Consider the following 23,713-nt stretch of genomic DNA (forward strand, 5'->3'; position numbering starts at 1 on the left):
TCACCTCAGGTAGGCGGGCACCTCGGTGCCCGGGGCCAGGTCCGGGTCGTCGACCGGGGCCTCGTAGCCCTTGCGCAGCGGGACGACGCCGGCCCAGTGGGGGAGGGCGAGGTCCTCGGGCTCGTCGTTCACGCCGCCGGTGCGCAGCTTGGCGGAGACCTCGTCGAGGTCGAGGCGGATGACCGCGGTGGCGGCCAGCTCCTTCTTGTTGGCGGGGCGGGAGTCCGCCGAACGGCCCGGTACGACATGGTCGACCAGGGCGTCCAGCGCGATCCGCTTCTCCTCCGGGTCCGTCACCTGGCGCGCGACCCCGTGCACCACCACGGACCGGTAGTTGATCGAGTGGTGGAAGGCGGAGCGGGCCAGGATCAGCGCGTCCACGTGGGTGACGGTCAGGCACACGGGGAGTCCCGGGTCCTCCTGGCCCGTCATCCGCAGCGGGCGGGAGCCGGTCGAGCCGTGCACGTAGAGCGTGTCGCCGACCCGGCCGAAGAGGGTCGGCAGCACCACGGGCGCGCCGTCCCGGACGAAGCCCAGATGGCAGACGTACGCCTGGTCGAGTATCGAGTGCACCAGTTCCCTGTCGTACGACGCCCGCTCGGCGGAGCGGGTGGGGACGGTGCGGTCCGTCGGCGTGTAGGCGGCGGGCGGTGGCGTCTGCTGAGGCGTCCCCTGCATGGCGGTCTCCATTGCGGTGTCTATTGCACTAGTGCATAATGTGGTTTGTGCTAGGAGAATATCGGATCACGGGTCGGCGCGCATCGGAGATTGCGGCCGGTATCGAGGCGGCCGTCGGCTCGGGCGAGCTGGCACCCGGGCAGACCCTGCCGCCGATGCGGGAGTTGGCGGTGGAGCTGGGGGTCAACCCCAATACGGTCGCCGCCGCGTACCGCACCCTGCGGGAGCGCGGAGTCATCGAGACCGCGGGTCGCCGCGGCAGCCGGGTGCGCCCGAAACCGGCCACCACGGCCCGCGACTACGTCCGGGACGACGTCCCCGAGGGCGTACGGGGACTGGCCGACGGCAACCCCGACCCCGCGCTGCTGCCATCGCTCGCCCCCGCGTTCACGGCGGCGGCGGAGCGGGCGGACCGGGTTCCGGTGCTGTACGGAGACGCGCCCGTCGAGCCGGAGCTGGCGCGGATCGCCCGTGCCCAGTTCGACGCCGACGGTGTGCCGGACGGGCCGCTCGTGGTGACCGCCGGCTCGCTCGACGCCATCGAGCGCGTCCTGGCCGCGCATCTGAAGCCGGGCGACACCGTGGCCGTGGAGGATCCCGGCTGGGGCAGCGTCCTGGACCTGGTGCCCGCGCTGGGGCTGCGCCTCGCGCCCGTGGGCGTCGACGACGAGGGGCCGCTGTCCGACGACGTCCGCGGGGCGCTGGCCGCCGGGGCCCGCGCCCTGATCGTGACCGACCGGGCTCAGAACCCGACCGGCGCCGCGGTCGGCGCCGCCCGCGCGCGGGCGCTGCGCTCGGTACTCCGCGAGTACCCGGACACCCTCCTCGTCGAGGACGACCACGGATACGCCATCGTCGACGTTCCGCTCCACCCCCTGGCGGGCGTCACCCGGCACTGGGCCCTCGTCCGCTCGGCCGCCAAGGCGTACGGCCCCGACCTGCGGCTCGCGGTGCTGACCGGGGACGAGGTCACCCTCGACCGGGTGCGCGGTCGGCAGCGCCTGGGGCCCGGCTGGGTGAGCCTCCTCGTCCAGCGTGCCGTCGCCCGGCTGTGGGCGGACGGTGCGATCGATCCGAAGGCGGTGGCGGCGGCGTACGGTTCGCGCCGGGATCTGCTGATCGGGGCGCTCGCGGAACGGGGTGTCGTCGCGCGCGGCCGCACGGGCATGAACGTCTGGGTGCCGGTTCCCGACGAGACCGGCGCCGTCTCCCGTCTCCTGCACGCGGGCTGGGCCGTCGCCCCGGGCGCCCGCTTCCGCCTGAACTCCGGTCCCGGGCTGCGCGTCACGGTCTCGACCCTCACCGAACGGGAGACCCACACCCTGGCCGACGCGATCGCCTCGGCGGCCCGCCCGGCACCGGGCAGGGGCGGGGTCTAGGGGCGGCCCTGGCCGGCTGACCTCTTCGCGGCCCGGGGCCGCGGAGCTGCCGTGGGGGCGTGATCCGCACGGTGCGGCGCACTGTTCGGTTCGGCGCGCGCGTGCCGGCCCGAGTCGCCGCGAGCGCTTCGGCCGGCGGTCGCGAGGCCGGTGGGCCGCGGAGCTGCCGTGGGTCGCGTCGTCCGCACCGCGCAGCGTGCCGTCCGGTCGGGTGCCGGCCGTGTGCGCCGGGTGGGCACCCGGCCCGGGTCGGTGTGAGCGTTCCGGTCGGGGCGCCGCCGGGGCGGGATCGGCGTGGGCGCTGCCTCAAACCGCCGAGGAGCACCGCGCCGACGTCATCGGCATGTCCGGCCTGCTGGTCGAGTTCACGGTGATCGTGAAGGGCCCGGAGACGGGCGAGGATGTACGGGTGATGCGGGCCCTGATCCCCGGGCAGTGGGATCCGCGCGTCGAGCGCCGCGCCTCGGGCGGCCCGACCGGGTACGCGATCGACCCGGCCCGTGATCTGTGTGCCGGAGGGCGCTGCCGCGCGTTCGTGCCGCGACGGGGCGAAGCCGCACCGCGGCACCGTAGCGGCCGGGGCCGGGGCCGGGCCCGCGCTCAGCGGCCCGTGGTGCCCTGGCCCGCGGGTGCGGTCGTCCCGGCGGGCTGCTTCGGCAGCGAGGTCTCGCGCCGGACGGGCGCGGACGGGGCTGTGGTGTCGCGCCGGACCGGCGTGGCCGTGGCTGTGACGTCGCGCCCGACCTGCGTGGGTGTGGCGGTGCTGTCCGGCCGGTGCCGGGGGCGGAGTTGGGTGAGGGCCGCTCCGGCCAGGACGATCACCGCGCCGACCGGGGTCGACCAGGTCAGGGGCTCGCCGAGCAGCCAGACGCCCGCCGCCGTCGCGATGACCGGGATGAAGTACGTGACCATCTGGGCCGTCGTCGGACCGACCTCGGCCACCAGGCCGTACTGGAGCAGCACCGCGAAACCGGTGCCGAGCGCGCCGAGGGCCACCACCGCGAGCAGCGGGAGGAGGGGGAGCCCGGTCGGGGCGGTGGTGAACAGTGGCGTGACGACGGCCAGTTGGGCCGTGGCGAGCAGCAGTTGGGCGCCGGTCAGGGAGAGGTGCGAGGACGGGGAGCCGGCCAGGGTGCGGCGGATGTGGATCCAGCCGACCGGGTAGCAGAGCGAGGCCAGCAGGGCCATGCCGGTGCCCCGGGCGTCCATGCCGCTGAAGCCCTGCCACGCGCCCAGCACCGTCAGCACCCCGAGGAAGCCGAGGCCGAGACCCGCGACGCGCACCCGGGTGGGCCGGTCCTCGGAGAGCGCGACCATCGACAGCGCCATGCCCCACAGCGGGGACGTCGCGTTGCAGATGCCCGCCAGCGTCGAGGGGATGGTCAGCTCCGCGTACGCGAACAGCGAGAAGGGCAGCGCGTTCAGCAGGAACGCGGCGACCGTCAGATGCGCCCAGGTCCGGGCCCCGCGCGGCAGCCGCTCCCGGCGCACGGCCATCGCCACCGCCAGGACGGCCGTGCCGAACAGCAGCCGGCCGAGGGTGACCTGGAAGGGCGCGAACCCCTCCGTGCCCACCTTGATGAGCAGAAAGCTGAAACCCCAGATCAGGGAGAGCGCGGCGAAGCGCAGCCGCCAGTCGAGCCGAGAGCGTGAGCGGGTCATGGCACCAGCGTGCGGGAGGAAGATCTCGTAGCACAAGCGAGAATTCGCGAGCCTTATCTCGTAGCATCGCTTACATGTTGAACCTGGAGCGCCTGCGCACCCTCGATGCCCTCGCCCGGCACGGCTCGGTCAGCGGCGCCGCCGAAGGGCTGCACATCACCACGTCCGCGGTCTCCCAGCAGATGTCCAAGCTGGAGCGCGAGGTCGGACAGCGACTGCTGGCCAAGAACGGCCGGGGCGTCCGGCTCACCGACGCCGGACGGCTGCTCGCCGAGCACGCGGCCCGCATCCTCTCCCAGGTCGAGCTGGCCCAGGCCGATCTGGAGGCCCAGCGCGGCCAGGTCGCCGGGGAACTGAGGATCTCGGCGTTCCCGACGGCGGCGCGCGGACTGTTCCCCGTCGCCCTCGCCGCGCTGCGCGCCGCGCACCCGGCACTGCGGCTGCGCTCCTGCGAGCTGGAGCCGGAGGCGGGCGTGGCCGGGGTGGTCCGCGGCGACCTCGACCTCGCCGTGGTCCTCGACTGGTACAACAAGCCGATGCCGCTGCCGGACGGCCTGGTGAAGGCGCCGATCCTGGACGACCCCGCCGATGTGGCGATGCCGGTCGGCCACCGCTTCGCGGACCGCGAGGAGGTCGACCTCGCCGAGTTCGCCGAGGACGAGTGGATCACCTGGGGCCAGGGCGAGTTCTGCCACGAGTGGCTGATGTTCACCCTGCGCTCCAAGGGCATCGAGCCGATCGTCGGCCACCGCGCCGCCGAGACCCACACCCAGCTCGGCCTGGTCGCCGCGGGCCTCGGGGTGTGCGTCGTTCCCCTGCTGGGCCGCGATCCGATGCCCCCGGGTGTCGTCGCCGTACCGCTGCGCCAGCGGGTGCGGCGGCACGTGTACGTCGTATGGCGGGCGGACGCCGACCGCCGGCCCTCGATCCGGGCGGCGGTCGAGGAACTGCGCGCGGCGGGGGACCGGATCACCGCGTAGCGCACCCGCGCGCGGCACCCGAGGCCCGCTTCAGGCCCCCGACAGCTTCCTGAAGTCCCAGGACACCGTCTTCTCGGGGGTCAGACGCACCCACGCGTGGCGGCCGTCGTGCGGCATCTCCTCCAGGTTGAAGTTCTTGCGCGCGAACAGCGTCTCCGGCACGTCGAGTTCGGCGCACAGCTCCCCGGTGCGCGGACTCTCGCCCACGAACTCCACCGTCCCGGACAGCTCCACGCCCCGCAGCTCGTCGTACTCCTCGCCCGTGTCGACGACGACCGCGACCCGCTGGTCGCGCCGCAGCTGGGCCCAACGCCTGCTGCGCACCACGGAGTAGAGCCACAGCGAGGTGCCGTCCCACACGAACCAGAGCGTGCTCACGTGCGGCGCCCCGTCCGCCGACACCGTGGCGACCCGGCAGGTGCGCTGGGTGGCCAGGAACTCGTCCAGTTCCCCCGGTGTCATCATGATCTTCCGGCCCCGGCGCTGAGTGACGGTCATACGTACCCCCTCTTCTCCCACGTCGTGCCAGAGGAGATCCTCTGACATCACGTCAGAAAAGAATGAGTCGTCTTCCGTCCGCACGCAATGGTGGCTACTGTCGCCCGCTCCGGCCCGTCGGCGAGAAGGGGACCACCGTGCCGTCCTTCGACCAGCTCAGCCAACTCCTCGACCCCGCCGGTACCGTGCTGCTCACGGTCGAGTGCCAGCAGGGGGTCGTGGGACCGGACAGCGCCCTGCCCGAACTCGCCCGCGCCGCCCGCTCCTCGGGCGCCCTCGCCAACGTCGCCCGGCTGGTGGCCGCCGCCCACGAGAGCGGGGTGCAGGTGATCCACGCGCTCGCCGAGCGCCGCCCCGACGGCCGCGCCGCGAACCGCAACGCGCGCCTGTTCCGCGCCGCCGAACGGCTCCCCGTCCAGCAGCTCGCCGGCTCCACCGCGGTCCGCGTGGCGGCCCCGATCGAGGTCCGGGAGGAGGACATCGTCGTACGGCGCCTGCACGGCCTGTCGCCGATCCAGGGCACCGACGTCGACGCCCTGCTGCGCAATCTGGGCTGCCGCACCCTGGTCGTGTCCGGAGTCTCGGCCAACGTGGCGATCCCCAACGCCGTGTTCGACGCCGTGAACCGCGGCTACACGGCCGTCGTCCCCACCGACGCGATAGCCGGGGTGCCCTCCGAGTACACCCCCGCGATGATCCGTCACACACTCGCCCTCGTCGCCACCCTCACCACCACCGACCAGGCGGTGGCCGCCTTCCGTCGTGACCGCCGGCTCAGGCCAGTGTGATCGCGTCGCCGTCCACCGCGACCTCCCGAGCGGCCAGCGGTTTCGTCGCGGGCCCCTTCTGCACACTGCCGTCCTCGATGGAGAACCGGCTGTTGTGGCACGGGCAGGTGATGGCGCCGTCGGCGACACCGGTCACCGGGCAGCCCTGATGGGTGCACTCGTAGCTGAACGCCTTGAAGGTGCCCGCGGTCGGCTGGGTCAGTACCACCTTGTGTTCGGGGACCACCCTGCCGCCGCCCTCGGGGATGTCCGCGGTCCGCGCGACGACCGTCCCTCCGGCATCCTGCGCCCCGGACGACCCTGAGGCGTCCTCGTCCTCCGAACCGCACGCGTTGAGCGCGAGGGAGATCCCCACCGCGCCCACGGCGGCCACGACGGTCCGGCGGCTCGGGGCGGCGGCGGGGTGCAGCGGTTCGCTCGTCATGCGGGTCATCCCTTCCACGGAGGTACGCCTTGCGCCCTCAGGTACGGGCGGCGCGCGTGTGCCGTTCAGAGCGCCAGTAACCTGGGGCGATGCTCAAGGAAGTCATCGCGACCCGCTTCGTCGCACCGCTGCGCGAAGGCGGCTCGCTGCCGGGACTCGTCGAGGCCGACGACTTCCGCGCGTACGTCATGAAGTTCCGCGGCGCCGGACAGGGCCGCAAGACGCTGGTCGCCGAGGTGGTGTGCGGGGAACTCGCCCGCCGGCTGGGGTTCCGGATGCCGCGCCTGGTCACCGTGGAACTCGATCCGGTCCTGGGCCTCGGCGAGCCCGAGCAACAGGTGCAGGAACTGCTCAGGGCCAGCGGCGGCACCAACCTGGGCATGGACTTCCTGTCCGGCGCGCTCGGCTTCGACCCGCTGGCCTTCCCGGTCGGCCGCGAGGAGGCCGGCCGGATCCTCTGGTTCGACGCGCTGGTCAACAACGTCGACCGCTCCTGGCGCAATCCCAACCTGCTGATGTGGCAGGGCGAGCTGTGGCTCATCGACCACGGCGCCACCCTGATCTGGCACCACAACTGGCCCGGCGCCGAGACCTCGGCGGCCCGCCCCTACGACGCCGGCGGCCACGCCCTCGCGCCCTTCGCCCCCGATGTGGCGGCGGCCGCCGCCGAGTTGGCGCCCCGGATCACCGAGGACCTGCTCGCCGAGGTCACCGCGGAGATCCCGGACACCTGGCTGGCCGACGAACCCGGCTTCGACTCCCCGGACGAACTCAGGCGGGCCTACGCGCGCCCCCTGCTGGCCCGCGCCGCCGTCATCCACGAACGCATCGAGGGGATCAAGTGAGCGACGACCGTCACTTCATCAAGGGCGGACCCACCGGCCGCGAGGTCTTCGAGTACGCCGTCCTGCGCGTCGTACCGCGCGTGGAGCGCGGCGAGTGCATCAACGCCGGCGTGCTCGTCTACTGCCGCGCCAAGGGCTACGTGGGCGCGCGCACGCATCTCGACGAGGCCCGGCTGCTGGCCCTGGACCCGCGGGCGGACGTGGCCGGGGTACGGGCCGCGCTCGGCGCGGTGGAGCGCGTCTGCTCCGGCGGCGAGGCGGCGGGCCAGGCGGCGCCCGACGACGCGGGCCGCCGGTTCCGCTGGCTGATCGCCCCCCGCTCCACGATCGTCCAGCCCGGCCCGGTGCACACCGGCCTGACCACCGACCCGGCGGCCGAACCGGAACGCCTTCTGGAGCTGCTCGTACGGTGACTCAGGAGCGGGAGCGGCGACGCTTCACCACGTAACCGGCCGCCACCGCGCCGCCGGCGAACAGGGCCGCCCCGGCCGCCGCCTCCCAGCCCCGGAACGCGGAGCCGGAGGAGCCGCCCAGGCCGCCCCGCACGCCGAGGGTCGGCGAGAGCGTGGCCGCGGGACTCGGGGCGGCGGGCGCCGTGGTGGCGGGCGTCACCGTCGCCGGGGCCGTGGTGGCGGGCGTGACGGTCGCGGGCGTCGAGGGCGGCGGCGTGACCGTGGCGGGCGGGGTCGCGGGCGGGATCAGGGTGGCGGCCGAGCGCCGGGGCAGGGCCTCGCAGGCGATGCCGTCGTCCGGCCCGTCGTCCTCGTCGAGCCTGTTCGGGTCGGCGGGGTTCGCGTCGTACACCGCCTGGGCGTCCTCCTGGTAGGTGAAACTGCCGCAGTCCAGGTCCTGCGGGTGGGCGATGCCGGCCATCGGCATGATCGCGGCTATCGCGATCAGCGTGCCTGCGGCCCCGGTGCGACGGCGCATGGCGCGCCTCCTCTCCGCCCGTACGGGCTCTCCGGCCGACGCTAGGGGCGGCCCGCGGCGGTGACCCGCCCAGCGGGGCCGATCGGGTGTCGCGGGCGGGCGCGGCGCGGGAGGATGACGGACGGCCGCGGCTCGGGACCAGGTAATGGATCACACGTGACGATGTGCCGTTGACACCGAGTGCCAGGGCTTCTAGCGTCACGTCTGCTGAAGGTACTAAGCGGTCGCTCACCGATGGGCGGGCCGCTGAGCCGCACCCCAAGGGCGAGGAGAAGCAGCCATGTCCACCACTGACCAGCGGGTCGCCGTAGTCACCGGCGCAGCGCGCGGGATCGGCGCCGCCACCGCCGTACGCCTGGCCGCCGAGGGCCGCGCGGTCGCCGTCGTCGACCTCGACGAGGCCGCCTGCAAGGACACCGTGGAGAAGATCACCGCGGCCGGCGGCAAGGCCCTCGCGGTCGGCTGCGACGTCTCCGACGAGGCGCAGGTCGAGACGGCCGTCGCCCGGATCGCCGAGGAGCTCGGCGCGCCGACCATCCTGGTCAACAACGCGGGCGTGCTCCGGGACAACCTGCTGTTCAAGATGAGCGTCTCCGACTGGGACACCGTCATGAACGTCCACCTGCGCGGCGCCTTCCTGATGGCGAAGGCGTGCCAGAAGTACATGGTGGAGGCCAAGTTCGGCCGCATCGTGAACCTCTCCTCGTCGTCCGCGCTCGGCAACCGCGGCCAGGTCAACTACTCCGCCGCCAAGGCCGGCATGCAGGGCTTCACCAAGACCCTCGCCATCGAACTCGGCAAGTTCGGCGTCACCGCCAACGCCGTCGCCCCCGGCTTCATTGCCACCGACATGACGGCCGCCACCGCCGCGCGCGTCGGCATGGGCTTCGACGACTTCAAGGCCGCCGCCGCCACCCAGATCCCGGTCCAGCGGGTCGGCGAGGCGGACGACATCGCCAACGCCATCGCCTTCTTCACCGGTGAGGCGGCCGGCTTCGTCTCCGGCCAGGTGCTGTACGTGGCCGGCGGACCGCTCGACTAGGGGATCGACAGATGACTTCAGCAGCACTCTCCGGCAAGGTCGCCCTGGTCACGGGTGGCAGCCGCGGCATCGGCTACGGCGTCGCCGAGGCGCTCGTGGCGCGCGGCGACCGGGTCGCCATCACGGGCCGCAACGAGGACTCCCTCAAGGAGGCCGTCGAGCAGCTCGGCTCCGACCGCGCGATCTACATCGCCGGCAAGGCGCACGACGAGGCCCACCAGGCCGTCGCCGTCGAGCGCACCATGGAGGCCTTCGGCCGGGTGGACTTCCTGATCAACAACGCCGGCACCAACCCGGTGTTCGGGCCCATCGCGGACCTGGACCTGGGTGTGGCCCGCAAGGTGTTCGAGACCAACGTGATCTCGGCGCTGGGCTTCGCGCAGAAGACCTGGCACGCCTGGCAGAAGGAGAACGGCGGCGCGATCGTCAACATCGCCTCCGTGGCGGGTATCGCGCCCTCGCCCTTCATCGCCGCCTACGGCGTCAGCAAGGCCGCGCTGATCAACCTGACCCAGCAGCTCGCGCACGAGTTCGCGCCCAAGGTGCGGGTCAACGCCATCGCCCCGGCCGTGGTGAAGACCAAGTTCGCCCAGGCGCTCTACGAGGGCCGGGAAGCGGAGGCGGCCGCCTCCTACCCGCTGGCCCGCCTCGGCGTGCCCTCCGACATCGGGGGCGCCGCCGCGTTCCTCACCTCCGAGCAGTCGGACTGGGTGACCGGACAGACCCTCGTCGTCGACGGAGGCATCTTCCTCAACGCCGGCGTCGGCTGACGGACGCTTCGAAAAGGCCCGCATCCCTCCCGGGGCGCGGGCCTTTCTCCGTACAGAGCGGGGCGGAATGTCCAAAGGGAATAAGTTCACAGGACGTTGACAACGTAGTCAAAGGTTTATCGATCAAGAACCCTTGTGACAGACCGGTTCAACTGGTGAAGCTCTGCGGTATGGTCTGCCGACCCTTGGTATGGCAGATCGAGGAGCGTGCGCGTGTTCAACCGGAACCGATGCCTGCGGCAGGTGGCGGCCATCGCGTCCATATCGTCCCTGGTGACCGGATGCGGAATTCTCTCGTCTGACTCTTCCGAGGACGAGGGGCCGATCATTGTCGGGACCACCAGTGCGCCCAGCACGCTGGATCCCGCCGCCTCCTGGGACAGTTCCTGGGAACTGTTCCGCAACATCTACCAGACGCTGCTCAGCTATCCGGCCGGCGCCAGTGTGCCCGAGCCCGACGCGGCCGAGGAGTGCGCGTTCACCGACACCTCGAACACGGCCTACCGCTGCGAGCTGCGCGAGGGCCTGGAGTTCTCCAACGGTGACACGCTGGACGCGCAGGCCGTGAAGTACTCGATCGACCGCATCCGGGACATCAACGTCAACGGCGGTCCCGCCGGTCTCCTGGGCAGCCTCGAACGGGTCCAGGCGCTGGGCGACCGAGAGGTGGTCTTCCACCTCAACAAGCCGGACGCCACCTTCCCGTTCGTGCTGGCCACGCCCGCGATGTCGATCGTCGCCCCGGACAGCTACCCCAAGGACAAGCTCCGCGAGGACGACGGCATCGTCGGCTCCGGGCCCTACACGCTGGAGTCGTACGAGGACGGCGCGAAGGCCGAGCTCGTCCGCAACGGCAGCTACGACGGGTACGCCGAGCGCAAGAACAGCGCCGTGACCATCCGCTACTTCCAGGACTCCGGCGAGATGGTCGGCGCCCTGCGCGAGCACGAACTGGACGTCGCCTTCCGCGGTATCGCCGCCGACGACATCCTCGACCTCCAGACGCACGAGGCGCAGAAGGAGTTCCAGGTCGTCGAGAGCGTCAGCACCCAGATCAGCTACCTGGTCTTCAACCCCAAGGACCCGTGGGCCGCGAAGCCCGCCGTCCGCAAGGCCGTCGCCCAGCTCCTGGACCGCCCCGCCATCGCGCACAAGGTCTACAAGGACACCGTGGAGCCCCTGTACTCCATGGTCCCCAAGGGCCTGACCGGCCACACCACCGGCTTCTTCGACGACTTCGGCCAGCCCAGCACCGCCAAGGCCCGCGAGCTCCTCACCGACGACGGCATCACCGAACCGGTGCCGCTCGAACTCTGGTACACCACGGACCGCTACGGCTCCGAGACCAAGGCGGAGTTCGAGGAGATCAAGAAGCAGCTGGACGCCTCCGGCCTCTTCGCCGTCACCCTCAAGAGCCGCCCCTGGAAGACCTACGTCACGGGCTACCAGAAGGGCGAGTACCCGGTGTTCGGCCGCGGCTGGTCCCCCGACTTCCCCGACGCCGACAACTTCATCGCGCCCTTCGTCGGCGACCAGAACGCCCTCGGCACGCCCTACCCGGCCCCCGAGATCACCGGCGACCTGCTGCCCCGCTCACGTCAGGAGAGTGACCGGGCCGCGGTGGAGAAGGAGTTCGAGGAGGCCCAGAAGTACCTCCTCAGGGACGCGCGGCTGATCCCGCTGTGGCAGGGCCGGCAGTACGTCGCGGCCAGCAACGAGATCTCCGGCGCCGAACGGGCGCTCGACCCGTCGACGATCATGACGATGGGCTCGCTGTACCGCAAGACCAGCTGGTAGCGGACCGGGACCCGGGTACGCGCGGCGCGTTGTCAGTGGTCGCCGGTAGGTTCTGTGGTCAGGAAGCGACGCACGTCGTAGTGACCGCACACCGAAGGAAGTTGACGTGACCGACATCGCCATGCTGCCCGAGTCCTGGCGCGGGGTTCTGGGCGACGAACTGCAGCAGCCCTACTTCAAGGAGCTGACGGAGTTCGTCGAGGAGGAGCGAGCGAAGGGTCCCGTCTACCCTCCGCGCGACGAGGTCTTCGCGGCGCTCGACGCGACCCCCTTCGACCGGGTCAAGGTCCTGGTCCTCGGCCAGGACCCGTACCACGGCGAGGGACAGGGACACGGTCTGTGCTTCTCGGTCCGGCCCGGGGTGAAGACGCCGCCCTCGCTGCGCAACATCTACAAGGAGATGGAGCAGGAGCTGGGCCTGCCGGTGCCGGACAACGGCTACCTGATGCCGTGGGCCCAGCAGGGCGTGCTGCTGCTCAACGCGGTCCTCACGGTCCGGGCCGGCGAGGCCAACTCCCACAAGGGCAAGGGCTGGGAGAAGTTCACCGACGCGGTGATCCGCGCGGTCGCCGGCCGGCCCGACCCGGCGGTCTTCGTGCTGTGGGGCAACTACGCGCAGAAGAAGCTCCCGCTGATCGACGAGACCCGGCACGTGGTCGTGAAGGGGGCGCACCCCTCACCGCTGTCGGCGAAGAAGTTCTTCGGGTCCCGTCCCTTCACGCAGATCGACGAGGCGGTCGCGGCACAGGGCCACGAGCCGATCGACTGGCGGCTGCCGAACCTCTCCTGACCGGGGCCGGGGCCGCCCTCCCGGGTCGGCCCCGCCTCGCCCGGTTTGCCCCGGGCTGAGGTTAGCGTCGGGTGCGACCAGGGCCGGTGAGGTGTGGAGGACGCGGTGGCGGAGCGACAGGAGCGTACGGCGCCGGACGCCGTGATGACACGGATCGGGCAGCTCGTGATGCTGCATCACGCGGGGGACCGGGAGGAGGCCCGGCACCGCTTCCTCGATCTGTGGTCCGAGATCGGCGAGGACGGCGACGCCCTGCACCGCTGCACCCTGGCCCACTACCTGGCCGACACCCAGGACGAGCCCGACGACGAACTCGCCTGGGACTTGAGGGCGTTGACGGCGGCGGAGGAGCTGACCGACGACCGGCTCGCCGAGCACGAGGGCGCCCCGGCGGTGCGGGCGCTGTACCCCTCGCTGCATCTGAACCTCGCCGCCGACTACGTGAAACTCGGGCGCCCCGACGCCGCCCGGTCCCATCTGCGCCGGGCCCGCAGCGCGTCACAGGCGCTCGCCGAGGACAGCTACGGGGACGGGGTGCGGGCGGCCATCAGCCGACTGGAGCTGCGGCTGGGGGACGGGGACGGGGACGGGGACACCTCGGGCGGCTGGGGTCCTCCTGGGCAGCGCCTCTGAGACCGGCCGTCCACGGGGGATCCTCCACCGGGGATCCTCACCGCCCGTACGTCCGCTCGCACAGACGGGCCTCCGGGCTGTCCGCGCGCCAGCCCCCGTACTTCCGGCCCAGCGCGCAGACATCGGTGTTCTCCCGTACCGACTCCGCGAGATCGGGGACGACCTCGACGCCGGGGCGCCGCGGGAGGGTGTGCTCGGGACGCCGGGGTTCGGGGTGGTCCGGACGCGTGCGGGCCCGCGGCACCGACGGCCGTACCTCCGGGGCGGCCGGTGCCGCCGAGGCCCCGTCCGGCCGCTCGGCTGCCGGTGAGCGCCGCTTCTCGGGGCTGCGGGAGGGACCGATCAGCTCCAGGGCCTCCAGCGCCGGCGCCTGCACGGTCTGCGGCTCGGAGCGGGCGTCCGGCAGCGGCGCGGACGGCTGGTCCGACGCGGGCACGGGGGCCGACACGGGCGGGCGCTGGATCGTCACACAGCCCGAGAGGGCCGAGAGGGCGACGGTGACCAGGAGGGTCGCGGTGGTCGTCGTTCGATGCACCCGCGCCACTCTGCTGGTTCCGCCCGCTCCCGCGACACCGGACGGGCGCAGGATGCCCCGCACGGGTGATCTCGGCCCCCGTACGGAGGCCGCGCGCCCGCCGAGGGTGACGTCACTCCCCGGTGGCCCCGTCGATGCGCTCGCGCAGCAGGTCGGCGTGGCCGTTGTGGCGGGCGTACTCCTCGATCATGTGGGTGTAGATCCAGCGCAGGTTGAAGGCTTCGCCGGACCGGCTGGTGCCCTTGGACAGCTCGTCCAGGCCGAGGCCGGCGCTGTTGCCGCGGGCCCGTTCGATCTCGGCCCGCCAGGTGTCCCGCGCCTCCTGCCAGGTGTCGGAGTCGGAGAAGTGGAAGTCGCCGTCCCGGTCCTCCTCGGAGGAGTACAGCACGCCGAGGTCCTCGCCGAGGAGGATCTCGTGGAACCAGTACCGCTCGACCTCGGCCAGGTGCCGCACCAGACCCAGCAGGGTCAGCTCGGACGGCTCCACGGAGGCCGTCCGCAACTGGGCCTCGGTCAGGCCCTCGCACTTCCCGGCGAGCGTGGCCCGGTGGTAGTCGAGCCAGCCCTCCAGCATGGAGCGTTCGTCGGCGGTCAGGGAAGGTTCACGGCGTTCGGTCGTCATGGCCGCATCCTCGCCCAACTCCCCGCGGCCCACCAGCGGTTTTACGCCTCCTCGGCGCTTTCCGAAGCGCTTGCCGAAGGCGCTTTCGGAAGCAGCTCCGCCGTATGCTTCGGTGGTGTCACCTCGGGCACCCGGACAAGGAGCATCAGTGAAGGTCGGCGTCATCGGACTCGGCGACATCGCGCGGAAGGCCTACCTTCCCGTCCTCGGCCAGCTGCCCGAACTGGAACTGCATCTCCAGACCCGCACCCCCGCCACCCTGACGCGGGTCGGCGACAGCCTGCGCGTCCCCGGCGGGCAGCGGCACACCTCGCTGGACGCGCTGCTCGACGCGGGCCTCGACGCGGCCTTCGTGCACGCCCCCACCGACGTCCACCCGGCCATCGTCACGCGGCTGCTCCAGGCGGGCGTGCCGACCTATGTCGACAAGCCGCTGGCGTACGAGTTCGCCGACTCCGAGCGGCTGGTGGAACTCGCCGAGCGGAGCGGGGTGACCCTCGCGGTCGGCTTCAACCGCCGGCACGCCCCCGGGTACGCGCAGTGCGCCGAGCACCCGCGCGAGCTGATCCTCATGCAGAAGAACCGGGTCGGGCTCCCGGAGGAGCCGCGCGCGATGATCCTCGACGACTTCATCCATGTCGTGGACACCCTGCGGTTCCTGGTGCCCGGCACGGTGGACGACGTGACGGTGCGAGCCCGCACCGAGGGCGGGCTGCTCCACCACGTGGTGCTCCAGCTCGCCGGGGACGGATTCACCGCCCTCGGCGTGATGAACCGGCTCAGCGGCTCGGCCGAGGAGATCCTGGAGGTGTCCGGGCAGGACACCAAGCGGCAGGTGCTCAACCTGGCCGAGGTCGTCGACCACAAGGGCCAGCCGACCGTGCGCCGCCGCGGGGACTGGGTGCCGGTGGCCCGGCAGCGGGGGATCGAGCAGGTGGTGCTGGCCTTCCTGGACGCCGTGCGGGCCGGAAAGGTGCTCAGCGCCCGGGACGCGCTGGCGACCCATGAACTGTGCGAGCGGGTGGTACGAGCCGTCCAGGATCAGGCCGCCTGACCCGGCGGGTGCGCACCCCCTCGCCCGTGCACCAGGCGGCGAGCACCAGCAGCGCCATCAGCAACGGCCAGTCCCCGAACCGGACGTAGACCGTGGTGCCCCGGGCCAGCGGTACGTCGTAGACCTGCGCGGCGGCGACGCTCGTACCGAGCCAGGGGCCGACGCGCCGCCCGCTCGCGTCGTGCACGGCGGACACCCCCGTCAGGGTCGCGTGCACCATCGGGCGGCCCGTCTCCGCGGCGCGCAGCGCGGCCAGGGAGGCGTGCTGCTCGGGGGCCCAGCTCTGCTGGAAGGTCGACGTCGCCGACTGGGCGACGAGCACTTCGGCGCCGTCCGCCGCGAGATGGCGGCTCATGTCGGGGAACGCCGACTCGAAGCAGACCATCGGGCCCACCCGCAGCCCCGGTCCGGTGTCCATCACGACCTGCTCGGTGCCGCGCCGCCGGTCCTCGCCGGCCGCCTCGCCCACCGAGGTCGCCCAGCCGAGCAGCGACCGGGCCGGCACGTACTCGCCGAAGGGGACGAGCCGCATCTTGTCGTAGCGCTGCCCGGTCAGGCCCGCCGGCCCGACCAGCACCGAACTCTTGTAGATCCCGGGCCGGTCGGAGCGCCGGGCGTCCACGTTGACGAGGACGGGGGCGCCCGTCTCCCGGACCAGCGCCGCCAGCCGTACCGTCAGGTCCGGACGGCTGCCGAGGTCGAAGCCGACACTGCTCTCGCCCCACACGACCAGGTCCACGTCCTGGCCGGCGAGTTCACGGGTGAGGCGCTCCTCCACCGCGAAGCGCCGGTCGGGGCTGTCGGCGCCCTTGATCACCCCCGGCTGGACCACGGCGATCCGGGTGCGCCCCGCGTTCTCGGGGCGCGGCGCCCAGGCCCAGGCGGCCGAGGTGACGGTGGCCGTGGCGACCAGCCCCGCCACGGCGGGCACCCGGGACCGGCGTACCGCGATCAGCACGGTCACCGCGACGTTGAGGGCCACCACCAGGAAGCCGATCAGCCAGACCCCGCCGACCGAGGCGATCCGCAGCGCCGGGTCCACCTGCCACTGGGAGGCGCCCAGCACCCCCCAGGGCCCGCCGAGTCCCTCCCAGGAACGGACCAGCTCCACCATCAGCCAGCCCGACGGCAGGACCACCAGCGCGGCCGCGACCCGGCCGGGCCCCGGCTCCCCGGCGAGGAAGTGACGCACCAGCAGGCCCCAGGGCGCCCACAGCACGCCCAGCAGCGCGGCGATCACGAGGGTGAACACGTGCAGGTTCGGCAGCAGCCAGTGGTGCATGGCCAGCATGAAGCCGAAGCCGCCGCACCAGCCGTCGTACAGCGCCCGGCGCCCCGTGGGTGCGGTGCGCAGCAGCAGGAGCCAGGGGACGAGGGCGGCGTAGGCGAACCACCACAGGGAGGGGGCGGGGAAGGCCAGCACGGGCAGTGCCCCGGCCACGGCGGCGGCCGTCGAACGCCGCCACGGGGTGACGAGCCAGTGGCCGAACCTCTGCATGCGCCGCCTCCCTGCCCGTGGTGCCTCCAGTGTGCGCGCCGGCAACGCCCGGGGAACAGAGCTGCCGCGCGCGGTTGATCATCGTGTCGCCGCGGGTTCGGGCAGCCGCCGCCATTTCTCCCGCACCACGACCCCGTCGAGCCGCCAGCCGTCGTGGGTGCGGGTCAGGCCGAAGTCGTAGCGTCCGCCGCAGACGAAGTCGGGGGCGGTGCCGTCGGGGGCCATGCGCATCGGGTTGACGTAGTCCGCCTGGACACGGGCGGTGTCACCGGTGTCGTGTTCCAGGACACCGAAGCGGATCAGACGGTTGACGATGAGGTGCTGGCGCATCGGGAACAGCCGCATGGACTCGGCGAGCCACTCGGCGACCTGCCGGGCGTCGCCCTCGATGCCGCCCGCCGAACGGTAGTCCGCGCGCCCCGCGGGGGCGAACAGCCCGCGGTACGCCTCCCAGTCGCCGTCGTCGACGGCCACCGCGTACGCGGTGACCAGACCGTCGACGGCCAGCCGGTCCATCACGGTCGCGAGCTCCACACGCTGCGTCATCGGCTCAGTGTTGGGCATGGGAGGAACGCAGCCAAGAGGTGTGCGGGTACGTACATCGGCCGGCTCAGGCGGCCTCGGCGACGGCGCCGCGGATGGCGGCGGCCCACTCGACGACGAGCAGTTCGTACTCGGCGCGCTCCTGGGCGGTCAGGGTGCCGCCCGCGCGCACCCACAGCGCGCGGATCTGCTCGTTCACCTCGGCGGCGGAGCGCACGGAACCACGGGTTAAGTAATCCGGGGACATGCGGACCAGCCTAGGGGCAAGCACTGACACTGCGCTACCGAATGGCTACGCATCCCCTATGCCCTGGGTCACGGGCGCGGCCCCCGGGTCAGTGCGCGGGCTCGCCCGCGTCGGGGCTCAGCGCACCGGTGGCCACCAGCACGATGATGACGATGCCCAGGGCGATGCGGTACCAGACGAACGGCATGAAGCTCTTGGTGGAGATGTACTTCATGAACCACGCGATGACCGCGTAGCCGGTCGCGAAGGCGATGACGGTCGCGAAGATCGTCGGACCCCAGGTGACGTGACCGCCCTCCATCGCGTCCTTCAGCTCGAACAGGCCGGAGGCGAGTACGGCGGGGATCGCGAGGAGGAAGGAGTAACGGGCCGCCGCCTCGCGCTGGTAGCCCATGAACAGGCCGCCGCTGATGGTGGCGCCGGAGCGGGAGACGCCCGGGATCAGGGCCGCGGACTGGCACAGGCCGAAGATCAGGCCGTCCTTGACGTTGAGGCTCTGGAGGTCCTTGCGCTGCTTGGCCGCGCGGTGCCGGCCGCCCTGCTCGTCCCGGGCCGCCATGCGGTCGGCGATGCCGATGACGATGCCGACGACGATGAGCATCGTCGCGGTGATCCGCAGGTCGCGGAAGGGACCCTCGATCTGGTCCTTCAGCGTCAGGCCGAGGACGCCGATCGGGATCGAGCCCACGATCACCAGCCAGCCCATCTGGGCGTCGTGGTCGCGTCGCATCGCCTTGTCGGTCAGCGACTTGGACCAGGCCAGCACGATCCGCCCGATGTCCTTGCGGAAGTAGATCAGCACGGCTGCCTCGGTGCCGATCTGGGTGATCGCGGTGAAGGCGGCGCCCGGGTCCTCCCAGCCGGAGAACGCGGCGGTGAGCCGCAGATGCGCGCTGGAGGACACGGGGAGGAACTCGGTCAGCCCCTGGACGAGTCCGAGGATGAGAGATTCGAACCAAGACATGAAGTTACGACGTCCAAGTGCTGATCGGGTAGGCGCGAACGGGTGCACCGCGCCCGCGGGGCGCGGTGATCACAGTGGTCGAGGGCAGCGTAGCGCCCCTCGACTCCGGCCATGGCACAGGGGTTTCACGGAATGGGGCGCCTCAGGTCGTGGCCGTGGGCCCCGACACCGTCCACCCCGGCGTCTGCGGATGCGCGGTGAGGTCCTGGTGCCGGACGTGCTCGCCGCAGGCGGAGCAGGTCACGACCGGATCGAGCGGCCGGCCGCACACATGCTCGACGATCATCGGGGGCTCCGCCGTGCCGCGCAGATGCCGGTCGCCCCACGCCATCAAGGTCATGAGGACCGGTTCCAGTTCGAGGCCCGCCCGGGTGGGCCGGTACTCGAACCGCTGCGGCCGCTCGCTGTAGGGCCGCCTGGTCAGGATTCCGGCCTCCACGAGACGGCGCAGCCGGGCCGCCAGGACGTCGCGCGGGGCGCCGATGTTGCGCACGAGCTGGTCGAAACGCCCGTTGCCCAGGCAGACCTCGCGCAGGACCAGCAGGGAGTACTTCTCGCCGACCAGCGCGAGGGCGTCGGCGATGGAACAGGGGCGCGGGTCCTTCGGGGCGGGCATGGCGCCCAGTCTAGAGGGAGCCTTCGGAAGGGTTTGTTTTTCAAACTGACCGGGTTATGGTGAGTTCGGATTTCCTACTGACCGGTAGCTGTGGAGGCCGCACCATGCGAGACGCAGTGATCGTCGAAGCCGTACGCACCCCGATCGGCAAGGGCAGGCCCGGTGGCGCCCTCGCCCACGTCCACCCCGTGGAACTGCTCGCCCACACCCTGCGCGCCCTCGTCGGACGCGCCGGCGTCGACCCGGCGCTGATCGACGACGTCATCGGCGGCACCGTCGACCAGGTCGGCGAGCAGGCCATGAACACCACCCGCTACGCGGCCCTGTCGGCCGGGTTCCCCGAGTCGGTCCCGGCGACCACCGTGGACCGCCAGTGCGGCTCCTCCCAGCAGGCCGTGCACTTCGCCGCGCAGGGCGTCATGGCGGGCGCCTACGACCTCGTCGTGGCCTGCGGGGTGGAGTCGATGAGCCGGGTGCCGATGTGGTCCAACGTGCCGCCCGGCGCGGACCCCTTCGGCCCCGGCGTCGCCGAGCGCTACCCCGAGGGCCTGGTACCGCAGGGCATCAGCGCCGAACTCATCGCCGCCAAGTGGTCGCTCACCCGCGAGCGCATGGACGCCTTCGCCGTCTCCTCGCACCGCAGGGCCGCCGACGCCTGGGAACGGGGCCTGTTCGACGCCGAGGTCGTCCCCCTGGACGGTGTCACCCGGGACGAGTGCGTACGGCCGGACAGCACCACCGAGGTCCTCGCGGGCCTCAGGTCCGCCTACCACGACCCCGGGTTCGCCGAGCGCTTCCCGCAGATCGAGTGGAACATCACCGCGGGCAACGCCAGCCCCGTCAACGACGGCGCGTCCGCCGTGCTCGTCGCCTCCGCCGAGACCGCCGCCCGGCTGGGACTGCGCCCGCTGGCCCGGCTGCACAGTTTCGCCGTCACCGGCTCCGACCCGCTGCTGATGCTCACCGGCGTCGTCCCCGCCACCGAGAAGGTGCTGCGCCGGGCCTCGCTCACCCTCGACGACATCGATCTGTTCGAGGTCAACGAGGCGTTCTCCAGCGTCGTCCTGGCCTGGCAGCAGGAGACCGGCGCGGACCTGGCGAAGGTCAACGTGCACGGCGGCGCCGTCGCGCTCGGCCATCCGCTCGGCGCCAGCGGCACCCGCCTGACCACCACGCTGGTCCACGCGATGCGCGAACGCGGCGCCCGGTACGGCTTGCAGACCATGTGCGAGGCGGGCGGACTGGCCAACGCGATGATCCTGGAGAGCTGCTAGGCCGTGTCCGACGCCCCGAGGGCCGCGGGGGGCCGCGTGACCGGCCACGGCCGACCCGCGGGGGACCGGCCGAGTGCCCCGGCACCTTCCACGGTCAGCCCCGCAGGTGATGCCGCTTGCGCCAGGCCACCACCACGCCGGCCAGGGCGGGTACCGCGATACAGGCCAGCGCGATCAGGAAGGCCGGGGACGTCGGCGTCGAGGCACGGGCGCCGGCCACCACGTAGGCGGCGGTGTTCGGGATCGAACCGAGCGCCGTCGCCAGCAGGAACGGCACGTATCCCATGCGGGAGACGGCGGCGCAGTAGTTCGCCGCCCAGAACGGCACCCCCGGGAAGAGCCGCACCGCCAGCATCGAGCGGAAGCCGTGCCGGGAGAGCTGTCCGTCCGCCGCCTTCAGCCAGCGACCCCGCAGCAGCGGGCGCAGCGCCTCCTGCCCGAGGATCCGGCCGAGCCCGAAGGCGAGCCCCGCCCCGAGCACGGTTCCCGCGATCGCCGCCGCCAGACCGACCTGGGAGCCGAACAGCGCGCCCGCCGCGAGGTTGAGCAGCGGCCGCGGCACGAACGCCACCGTGCACAGCCCGTACGCCGCCGCGAACACCAGCGTCGCGGCGGCGCCGCTCAGTTGCGGGGGCCAGCCGTCCGCCAGCAGCCGCTGCGGTTCGAAGAGCAGCACGCAGACCGCGGCCGACACCAGCAGGGCGAGCAGCAGTGACAGACGGGACCACGGCGACAGCAGCGCTCTCGAACAGCGCGCGGCGAACGGCAGGGGAGCCGGCACGGGGAAGGCCGGCTCGGCGGAGGCCGGGGGAACGGCCAGGGCGGTGCCCCCAGAGCGGGTGGTGGCATCGAGCATCCGGTGACACTAACCGACATATGTGTGTGATCGCCGTATGGTTCGTCTCATGAGCGTGACAGGCGGGGGAACCCCGGGCGTCCCCGACAGCTCCCTCGCCGACGTCCTGCTGCCCCGGCTGACCGCCGTCTACGGCGCCGCAGCCGATCCCGAGCGGGCCGCGGGAATGCGGGCGTACATGAAGGACGTGGCGCCCTTCCTCGGCCTCACCACCCCCGTGCGCCGGTCCCTGTCCCGGACGGTCCTGGAGGGCACGCCCCGGCCGGACGAGGCGGACTGCGCGGCCGTCGCCCTGCGCTGCTGGCGGCTGCCCGAGCGCGAGTACCAGTACTTCGCCGTGGACTACCTGCGCCGGCACGCCGGACGCTGCTCCTCCGCCTTCCTGCCCGTGGCCCGGCACCTGGTCTCCACCGTCCCCTGGTGGGACACCGTCGACCTGCTCGCCGCCCATGTCGTCGGCGCGCTCGTCGCCGCCGATCCCCGGCTCACCGCCGACATGGACGCCTGGAGCACGGACGACGACCTCTGGATCGCCCGCACCGCCCTGCTCCACCAGCTGCGCTACAAGGAGCGCACCGACGCGGACCGCCTCTTCGCCTACTGCCGGGCGCAGTCCGCCCACCCGGACTTCTTCATCCGCAAGGCGATCGGCTGGGCCCTGCGCGAGTACGCCAAGACCGACCCGGAAGCCGTACGGGCCTTCGTGGCGCGGGAGGAGGGCCGTCTCGCGCCGCTGTCCGTGCGCGAGGCGCTGAAGAACATCAGCGCCTGAGACCGCCCCCAGCCGAACTGCCGCACCGGGCCGCCGAACTCCCGTACCGGCGAAAACCATTCGACGTCGGACACCCGGTCGACGATGATCGGCGTCATGTTCCGGCACGCCTTCCTCCTCGCAGCATCCGCGGCAGCGGATGCCCCGAAGGCTGCCGTTGTCGTCCTCCCGGCCGCTGTCGACGGCGCCCGAAGCTGACCCTCTCCGGATCGTCCGGCGGACCCCGCAGGGGGAGGGTCGGCGAGTCCCCGGGGTCCCACCACCGCCACTGACGACGCTTCGAGGTACCGCCATGTCCAAGACGGCTTACGTCCGCACGAAACCGCATCTCAACATCGGCACGATGGGCCATGTCGACCACGGCAAGACCACCCTGACCGCCGCCATCACCAAGGTGCTCGCCGAGCGCGGCTCCGGCACCTACGTGCCCTTCGACCGCATCGACCGGGCGCCGGAGGAGGCCGCGCGCGGCATCACCATCAACATCGCGCACGTCGAGTACGAGACCGACACCCGGCACTACGCCCATGTCGACATGCCCGGCCACGCCGACTACGTCAAGAACATGGTGACCGGCGCCGCGCAGCTCGACGGGGCGATCCTCGTCGTCTCCGCGCTCGACGGGATCATGCCGCAGACCGCCGAACACGTCCTGCTCGCCCGGCAGGTGGGCGTCGACCACGTGGTGGTGGCGCTGAACAAGGCGGACGCGGCCGACGACGAGCTGGTCGAGCTGGTGGAGCTGGAGGTCCGCGACCTGCTCACCGCGCACGGCTACGGCGGCGACACCGCGCCCGTCGTCCGGGTCTCCGGGCTGCGCGCCCTGGCCGGGGACCCGAAGTGGACGGCGTCCGTGGAGGCGCTGCTGGACGCCGTGGACACCTACGTCCCGATGCCGGAGCGGTACGTGGACGCGCCGTTCCTGCTGCCGGTGGAGAACGTGCTGACCATCACCGGCCGCGGCACGGTCGTCACCGGCGCCGTGGAGCGGGGCACCGTCCGGGTCGGCGACCGGGTCGACGTGCTCGGCGCGGGCCTGGAGACCGTCGTCACCGGCGTCGAGACCTTCGGCAAGCCGATGGAGGCGGCGCAGGCCGGCGACAACGTGGCGCTCCTGCTGCGCGGTGTGCCCCGCGACGCGGTCCGGCGCGGGCACGTCGTGGCGGCCCCGGGGAGCGTGGAGCCCCGGCGGCGCTTCACGGCGCGGGTCTACGTGCTGTCGGCGCGCGAGGGCGGCCGTACGACCGCGGTGTCCACGGGCTACCGGCCGCAGTTCTACATCCGGACCGCCGACGTGGTCGGCGACATCGACCTCGGTGAGGCCGCGGTGGCGCGGCCCGGCGAGACGGTGACGATGACGGTCGAGCTGGGGCGGGAGATGCCGCTGGAGCCCGGCCTCGGGTTCGCCATCCGCGAGGGCGGGCGGACCGTGGGGGCGGGAACCGTGACCGCCGTGGCGTGACGAGCGTGTCCTCCGTCGTACGAGGGGGACCGCGGGCCTGCCCGCGGTCCCCCA

At 72.5% G+C, this 23,713-nt stretch carries 27 protein-coding genes; 14 read left to right on the forward strand and 13 right to left on the reverse strand.

Going from position 1 to position 23,713, the window contains the following annotated elements; translation table 11 throughout:
• Positions 1–678 (reverse strand): pyridoxamine 5'-phosphate oxidase family protein, encoded by a 678-nt coding sequence (locus AB0E07_RS28135; protein ID WP_362258001.1) that lies wholly within the window; start codon positions 676–678, stop codon positions 1–3.
• A gap of 47 nt (positions 679–725) precedes the next feature.
• Here AB0E07_RS28135 and AB0E07_RS28140 point away from each other — a divergent pair, with 47 nt between their 5' ends.
• A complete protein-coding gene (locus AB0E07_RS28140) occupies positions 726–2,057 on the forward strand; it encodes an aminotransferase class I/II-fold pyridoxal phosphate-dependent enzyme (RefSeq protein WP_362258004.1) in 1,332 nt (443 codons plus the stop codon).
• A gap of 600 nt (positions 2,058–2,657) precedes the next feature.
• On the opposite strand, the gene AB0E07_RS28145 is transcribed toward AB0E07_RS28140, so the two are convergent.
• Complete coding sequence (locus AB0E07_RS28145) at positions 2,658–3,719, reverse strand: DMT family transporter (protein ID WP_362258007.1); 1,062 nt, start codon at positions 3,717–3,719, stop codon at positions 2,658–2,660.
• A 74-nt stretch (positions 3,720–3,793) separates the two neighbouring features.
• Between AB0E07_RS28145 and AB0E07_RS28150 the strand changes: the two genes are divergently transcribed.
• On the forward strand, positions 3,794–4,699 hold the full coding sequence (locus tag AB0E07_RS28150; RefSeq protein ID WP_362258009.1) for a LysR family transcriptional regulator: 906 nt from the start codon (positions 3,794–3,796) through the stop codon (positions 4,697–4,699).
• 30 nt (positions 4,700–4,729) lie between these two features.
• Here the strand turns inward: AB0E07_RS28150 and AB0E07_RS28155 are convergent, their stop codons facing one another.
• Entirely contained in the window at positions 4,730–5,197 is a 468-nt protein-coding gene (locus AB0E07_RS28155; protein WP_362258012.1) for a pyridoxamine 5'-phosphate oxidase family protein, read from the reverse strand.
• Between the two features lie 137 nt (positions 5,198–5,334).
• On the opposite strand from AB0E07_RS28155, the gene AB0E07_RS28160 reads away from it, so the two are divergent.
• Entirely contained in the window at positions 5,335–5,985 is a 651-nt protein-coding gene (locus tag AB0E07_RS28160) for a cysteine hydrolase (RefSeq protein ID WP_362258015.1), read from the forward strand.
• Here the strand turns inward: AB0E07_RS28160 and AB0E07_RS28165 are convergent.
• Positions 5,972–6,409, reverse strand: a complete 438-nt coding sequence (locus tag AB0E07_RS28165) for a Rieske (2Fe-2S) protein (RefSeq protein WP_362258018.1) — start codon at positions 6,407–6,409, stop codon at positions 5,972–5,974. The two genes, AB0E07_RS28160 and AB0E07_RS28165, sit on opposite strands and share 14 nt — an antisense overlap.
• An 89-nt stretch (positions 6,410–6,498) precedes the next feature.
• Between AB0E07_RS28165 and AB0E07_RS28170 the strand changes: the two genes are divergently transcribed.
• Together AB0E07_RS28170 and AB0E07_RS28175 are read left to right on the forward strand one after the other, a co-directional pair.
• Complete coding sequence (locus tag AB0E07_RS28170) at positions 6,499–7,254, forward strand: HipA family kinase (protein WP_362258021.1); 756 nt, start codon at positions 6,499–6,501, stop codon at positions 7,252–7,254.
• Positions 7,251–7,667: a DUF3037 domain-containing protein gene (locus AB0E07_RS28175; protein WP_362258024.1), complete on the forward strand. Its 417-nt coding sequence runs from the start codon at positions 7,251–7,253 to the stop codon at positions 7,665–7,667. The genes AB0E07_RS28170 and AB0E07_RS28175 overlap by 4 nt, the downstream gene beginning before the upstream one ends.
• A 1-nt stretch (position 7,668) precedes the next feature.
• Here the strand turns inward: AB0E07_RS28175 and AB0E07_RS28180 are convergent, their stop codons facing one another.
• A complete protein-coding gene (locus AB0E07_RS28180; RefSeq protein ID WP_362258027.1) occupies positions 7,669–8,184 on the reverse strand; it encodes an excalibur calcium-binding protein in 516 nt (171 codons plus the stop codon).
• 280 nt (positions 8,185–8,464) lie between these two features.
• Between AB0E07_RS28180 and fabG the strand changes: the two genes are divergently transcribed.
• From fabG to AB0E07_RS28205, 5 genes are all read left to right on the forward strand, one after another.
• Complete coding sequence (gene fabG / locus AB0E07_RS28185) at positions 8,465–9,226, forward strand: 3-oxoacyl-ACP reductase FabG (RefSeq protein ID WP_351928992.1); 762 nt, start codon at positions 8,465–8,467, stop codon at positions 9,224–9,226.
• Between the two features lie 11 nt (positions 9,227–9,237).
• Entirely contained in the window at positions 9,238–9,996 is a 759-nt protein-coding gene (locus AB0E07_RS28190; RefSeq protein ID WP_362258030.1) for an SDR family oxidoreductase, read from the forward strand.
• A gap of 213 nt (positions 9,997–10,209) precedes the next feature.
• The gene (locus AB0E07_RS28195) at positions 10,210–11,793 is read left to right on the forward strand and encodes an ABC transporter substrate-binding protein (RefSeq protein WP_362258033.1); all 1,584 of its coding nucleotides are present in this window, start codon (positions 10,210–10,212) and stop codon (positions 11,791–11,793) included.
• Between the two features lie 106 nt (positions 11,794–11,899).
• Positions 11,900–12,583 (forward strand): uracil-DNA glycosylase, encoded by a 684-nt coding sequence (ung, locus tag AB0E07_RS28200; RefSeq protein WP_362258036.1) that lies wholly within the window; start codon positions 11,900–11,902, stop codon positions 12,581–12,583.
• A gap of 105 nt (positions 12,584–12,688) precedes the next feature.
• On the forward strand, positions 12,689–13,216 hold the full coding sequence (locus tag AB0E07_RS28205; protein WP_362258039.1) for a hypothetical protein: 528 nt from the start codon (positions 12,689–12,691) through the stop codon (positions 13,214–13,216).
• A gap of 37 nt (positions 13,217–13,253) precedes the next feature.
• Here AB0E07_RS28205 and AB0E07_RS28210 read toward each other — a convergent pair whose 3' ends face one another.
• Positions 13,254–13,751, reverse strand: a complete 498-nt coding sequence (locus tag AB0E07_RS28210) for a hypothetical protein (RefSeq protein ID WP_362258042.1) — start codon at positions 13,749–13,751, stop codon at positions 13,254–13,256.
• Between the two features lie 112 nt (positions 13,752–13,863).
• A complete protein-coding gene (locus AB0E07_RS28215) occupies positions 13,864–14,373 on the reverse strand; it encodes a DinB family protein (protein ID WP_362258045.1) in 510 nt (169 codons plus the stop codon).
• Between the two features lie 148 nt (positions 14,374–14,521).
• Here AB0E07_RS28215 and AB0E07_RS28220 point away from each other — a divergent pair, with 148 nt between their 5' ends.
• Positions 14,522–15,427 carry a Gfo/Idh/MocA family oxidoreductase gene (locus AB0E07_RS28220; RefSeq protein ID WP_362258048.1) on the forward strand — a complete coding sequence of 302 codons (906 nt, stop codon included), beginning with the start codon at positions 14,522–14,524 and terminating at the stop codon, positions 15,425–15,427.
• Here the strand turns inward: AB0E07_RS28220 and lnt are convergent.
• The 5 genes from lnt to AB0E07_RS28245 form a co-directional block, all read right to left on the reverse strand.
• Positions 15,351–16,925, reverse strand: a complete 1,575-nt coding sequence (gene lnt, locus AB0E07_RS28225) for an apolipoprotein N-acyltransferase (protein ID WP_362258050.1) — start codon at positions 16,923–16,925, stop codon at positions 15,351–15,353. The two genes, AB0E07_RS28220 and lnt, sit on opposite strands and share 77 nt — an antisense overlap.
• Before the next feature lie 78 nt (positions 16,926–17,003).
• The gene (locus AB0E07_RS28230) at positions 17,004–17,471 is read right to left on the reverse strand and encodes a nuclear transport factor 2 family protein (RefSeq protein WP_362258053.1); all 468 of its coding nucleotides are present in this window, start codon (positions 17,469–17,471) and stop codon (positions 17,004–17,006) included.
• 64 nt (positions 17,472–17,535) lie between these two features.
• Complete coding sequence (locus AB0E07_RS28235; protein WP_362258056.1) at positions 17,536–17,715, reverse strand: hypothetical protein; 180 nt, start codon at positions 17,713–17,715, stop codon at positions 17,536–17,538.
• Between the two features lie 88 nt (positions 17,716–17,803).
• Complete coding sequence (locus AB0E07_RS28240; protein ID WP_362258059.1) at positions 17,804–18,679, reverse strand: undecaprenyl-diphosphate phosphatase; 876 nt, start codon at positions 18,677–18,679, stop codon at positions 17,804–17,806.
• Positions 18,680–18,821: 142 nt separating this feature from the next.
• Complete coding sequence (locus AB0E07_RS28245) at positions 18,822–19,295, reverse strand: helix-turn-helix domain-containing protein (protein ID WP_362258062.1); 474 nt, start codon at positions 19,293–19,295, stop codon at positions 18,822–18,824.
• Between the two features lie 104 nt (positions 19,296–19,399).
• Between AB0E07_RS28245 and AB0E07_RS28250 the strand changes: the two genes are divergently transcribed.
• A complete protein-coding gene (locus AB0E07_RS28250) occupies positions 19,400–20,569 on the forward strand; it encodes a thiolase family protein (RefSeq protein ID WP_362258065.1) in 1,170 nt (389 codons plus the stop codon).
• Positions 20,570–20,663: 94 nt separating this feature from the next.
• On the opposite strand, the gene AB0E07_RS28255 is transcribed toward AB0E07_RS28250, so the two are convergent.
• Entirely contained in the window at positions 20,664–21,425 is a 762-nt protein-coding gene (locus AB0E07_RS28255) for a TVP38/TMEM64 family protein (RefSeq protein ID WP_362258068.1), read from the reverse strand.
• Between the two features lie 49 nt (positions 21,426–21,474).
• On the opposite strand from AB0E07_RS28255, the gene AB0E07_RS28260 reads away from it, so the two are divergent.
• Together AB0E07_RS28260 and tuf are read left to right on the forward strand one after the other, a co-directional pair.
• Positions 21,475–22,197 carry a DNA alkylation repair protein gene (locus tag AB0E07_RS28260; protein WP_362258071.1) on the forward strand — a complete coding sequence of 241 codons (723 nt, stop codon included), beginning with the start codon at positions 21,475–21,477 and terminating at the stop codon, positions 22,195–22,197.
• 292 nt (positions 22,198–22,489) lie between these two features.
• Positions 22,490–23,659 (forward strand): elongation factor Tu, encoded by a 1,170-nt coding sequence (tuf, locus tag AB0E07_RS28265; protein ID WP_362258074.1) that lies wholly within the window; start codon positions 22,490–22,492, stop codon positions 23,657–23,659.
• Positions 23,660–23,713: the final 54 nt, after the last annotated feature.

Origin of the sequence: Streptomyces sp. NPDC048002 (assembly GCF_040653275.1) — a bacterium.
GTDB lineage: Bacteria > Actinomycetota > Actinomycetes > Streptomycetales > Streptomycetaceae > Streptomyces.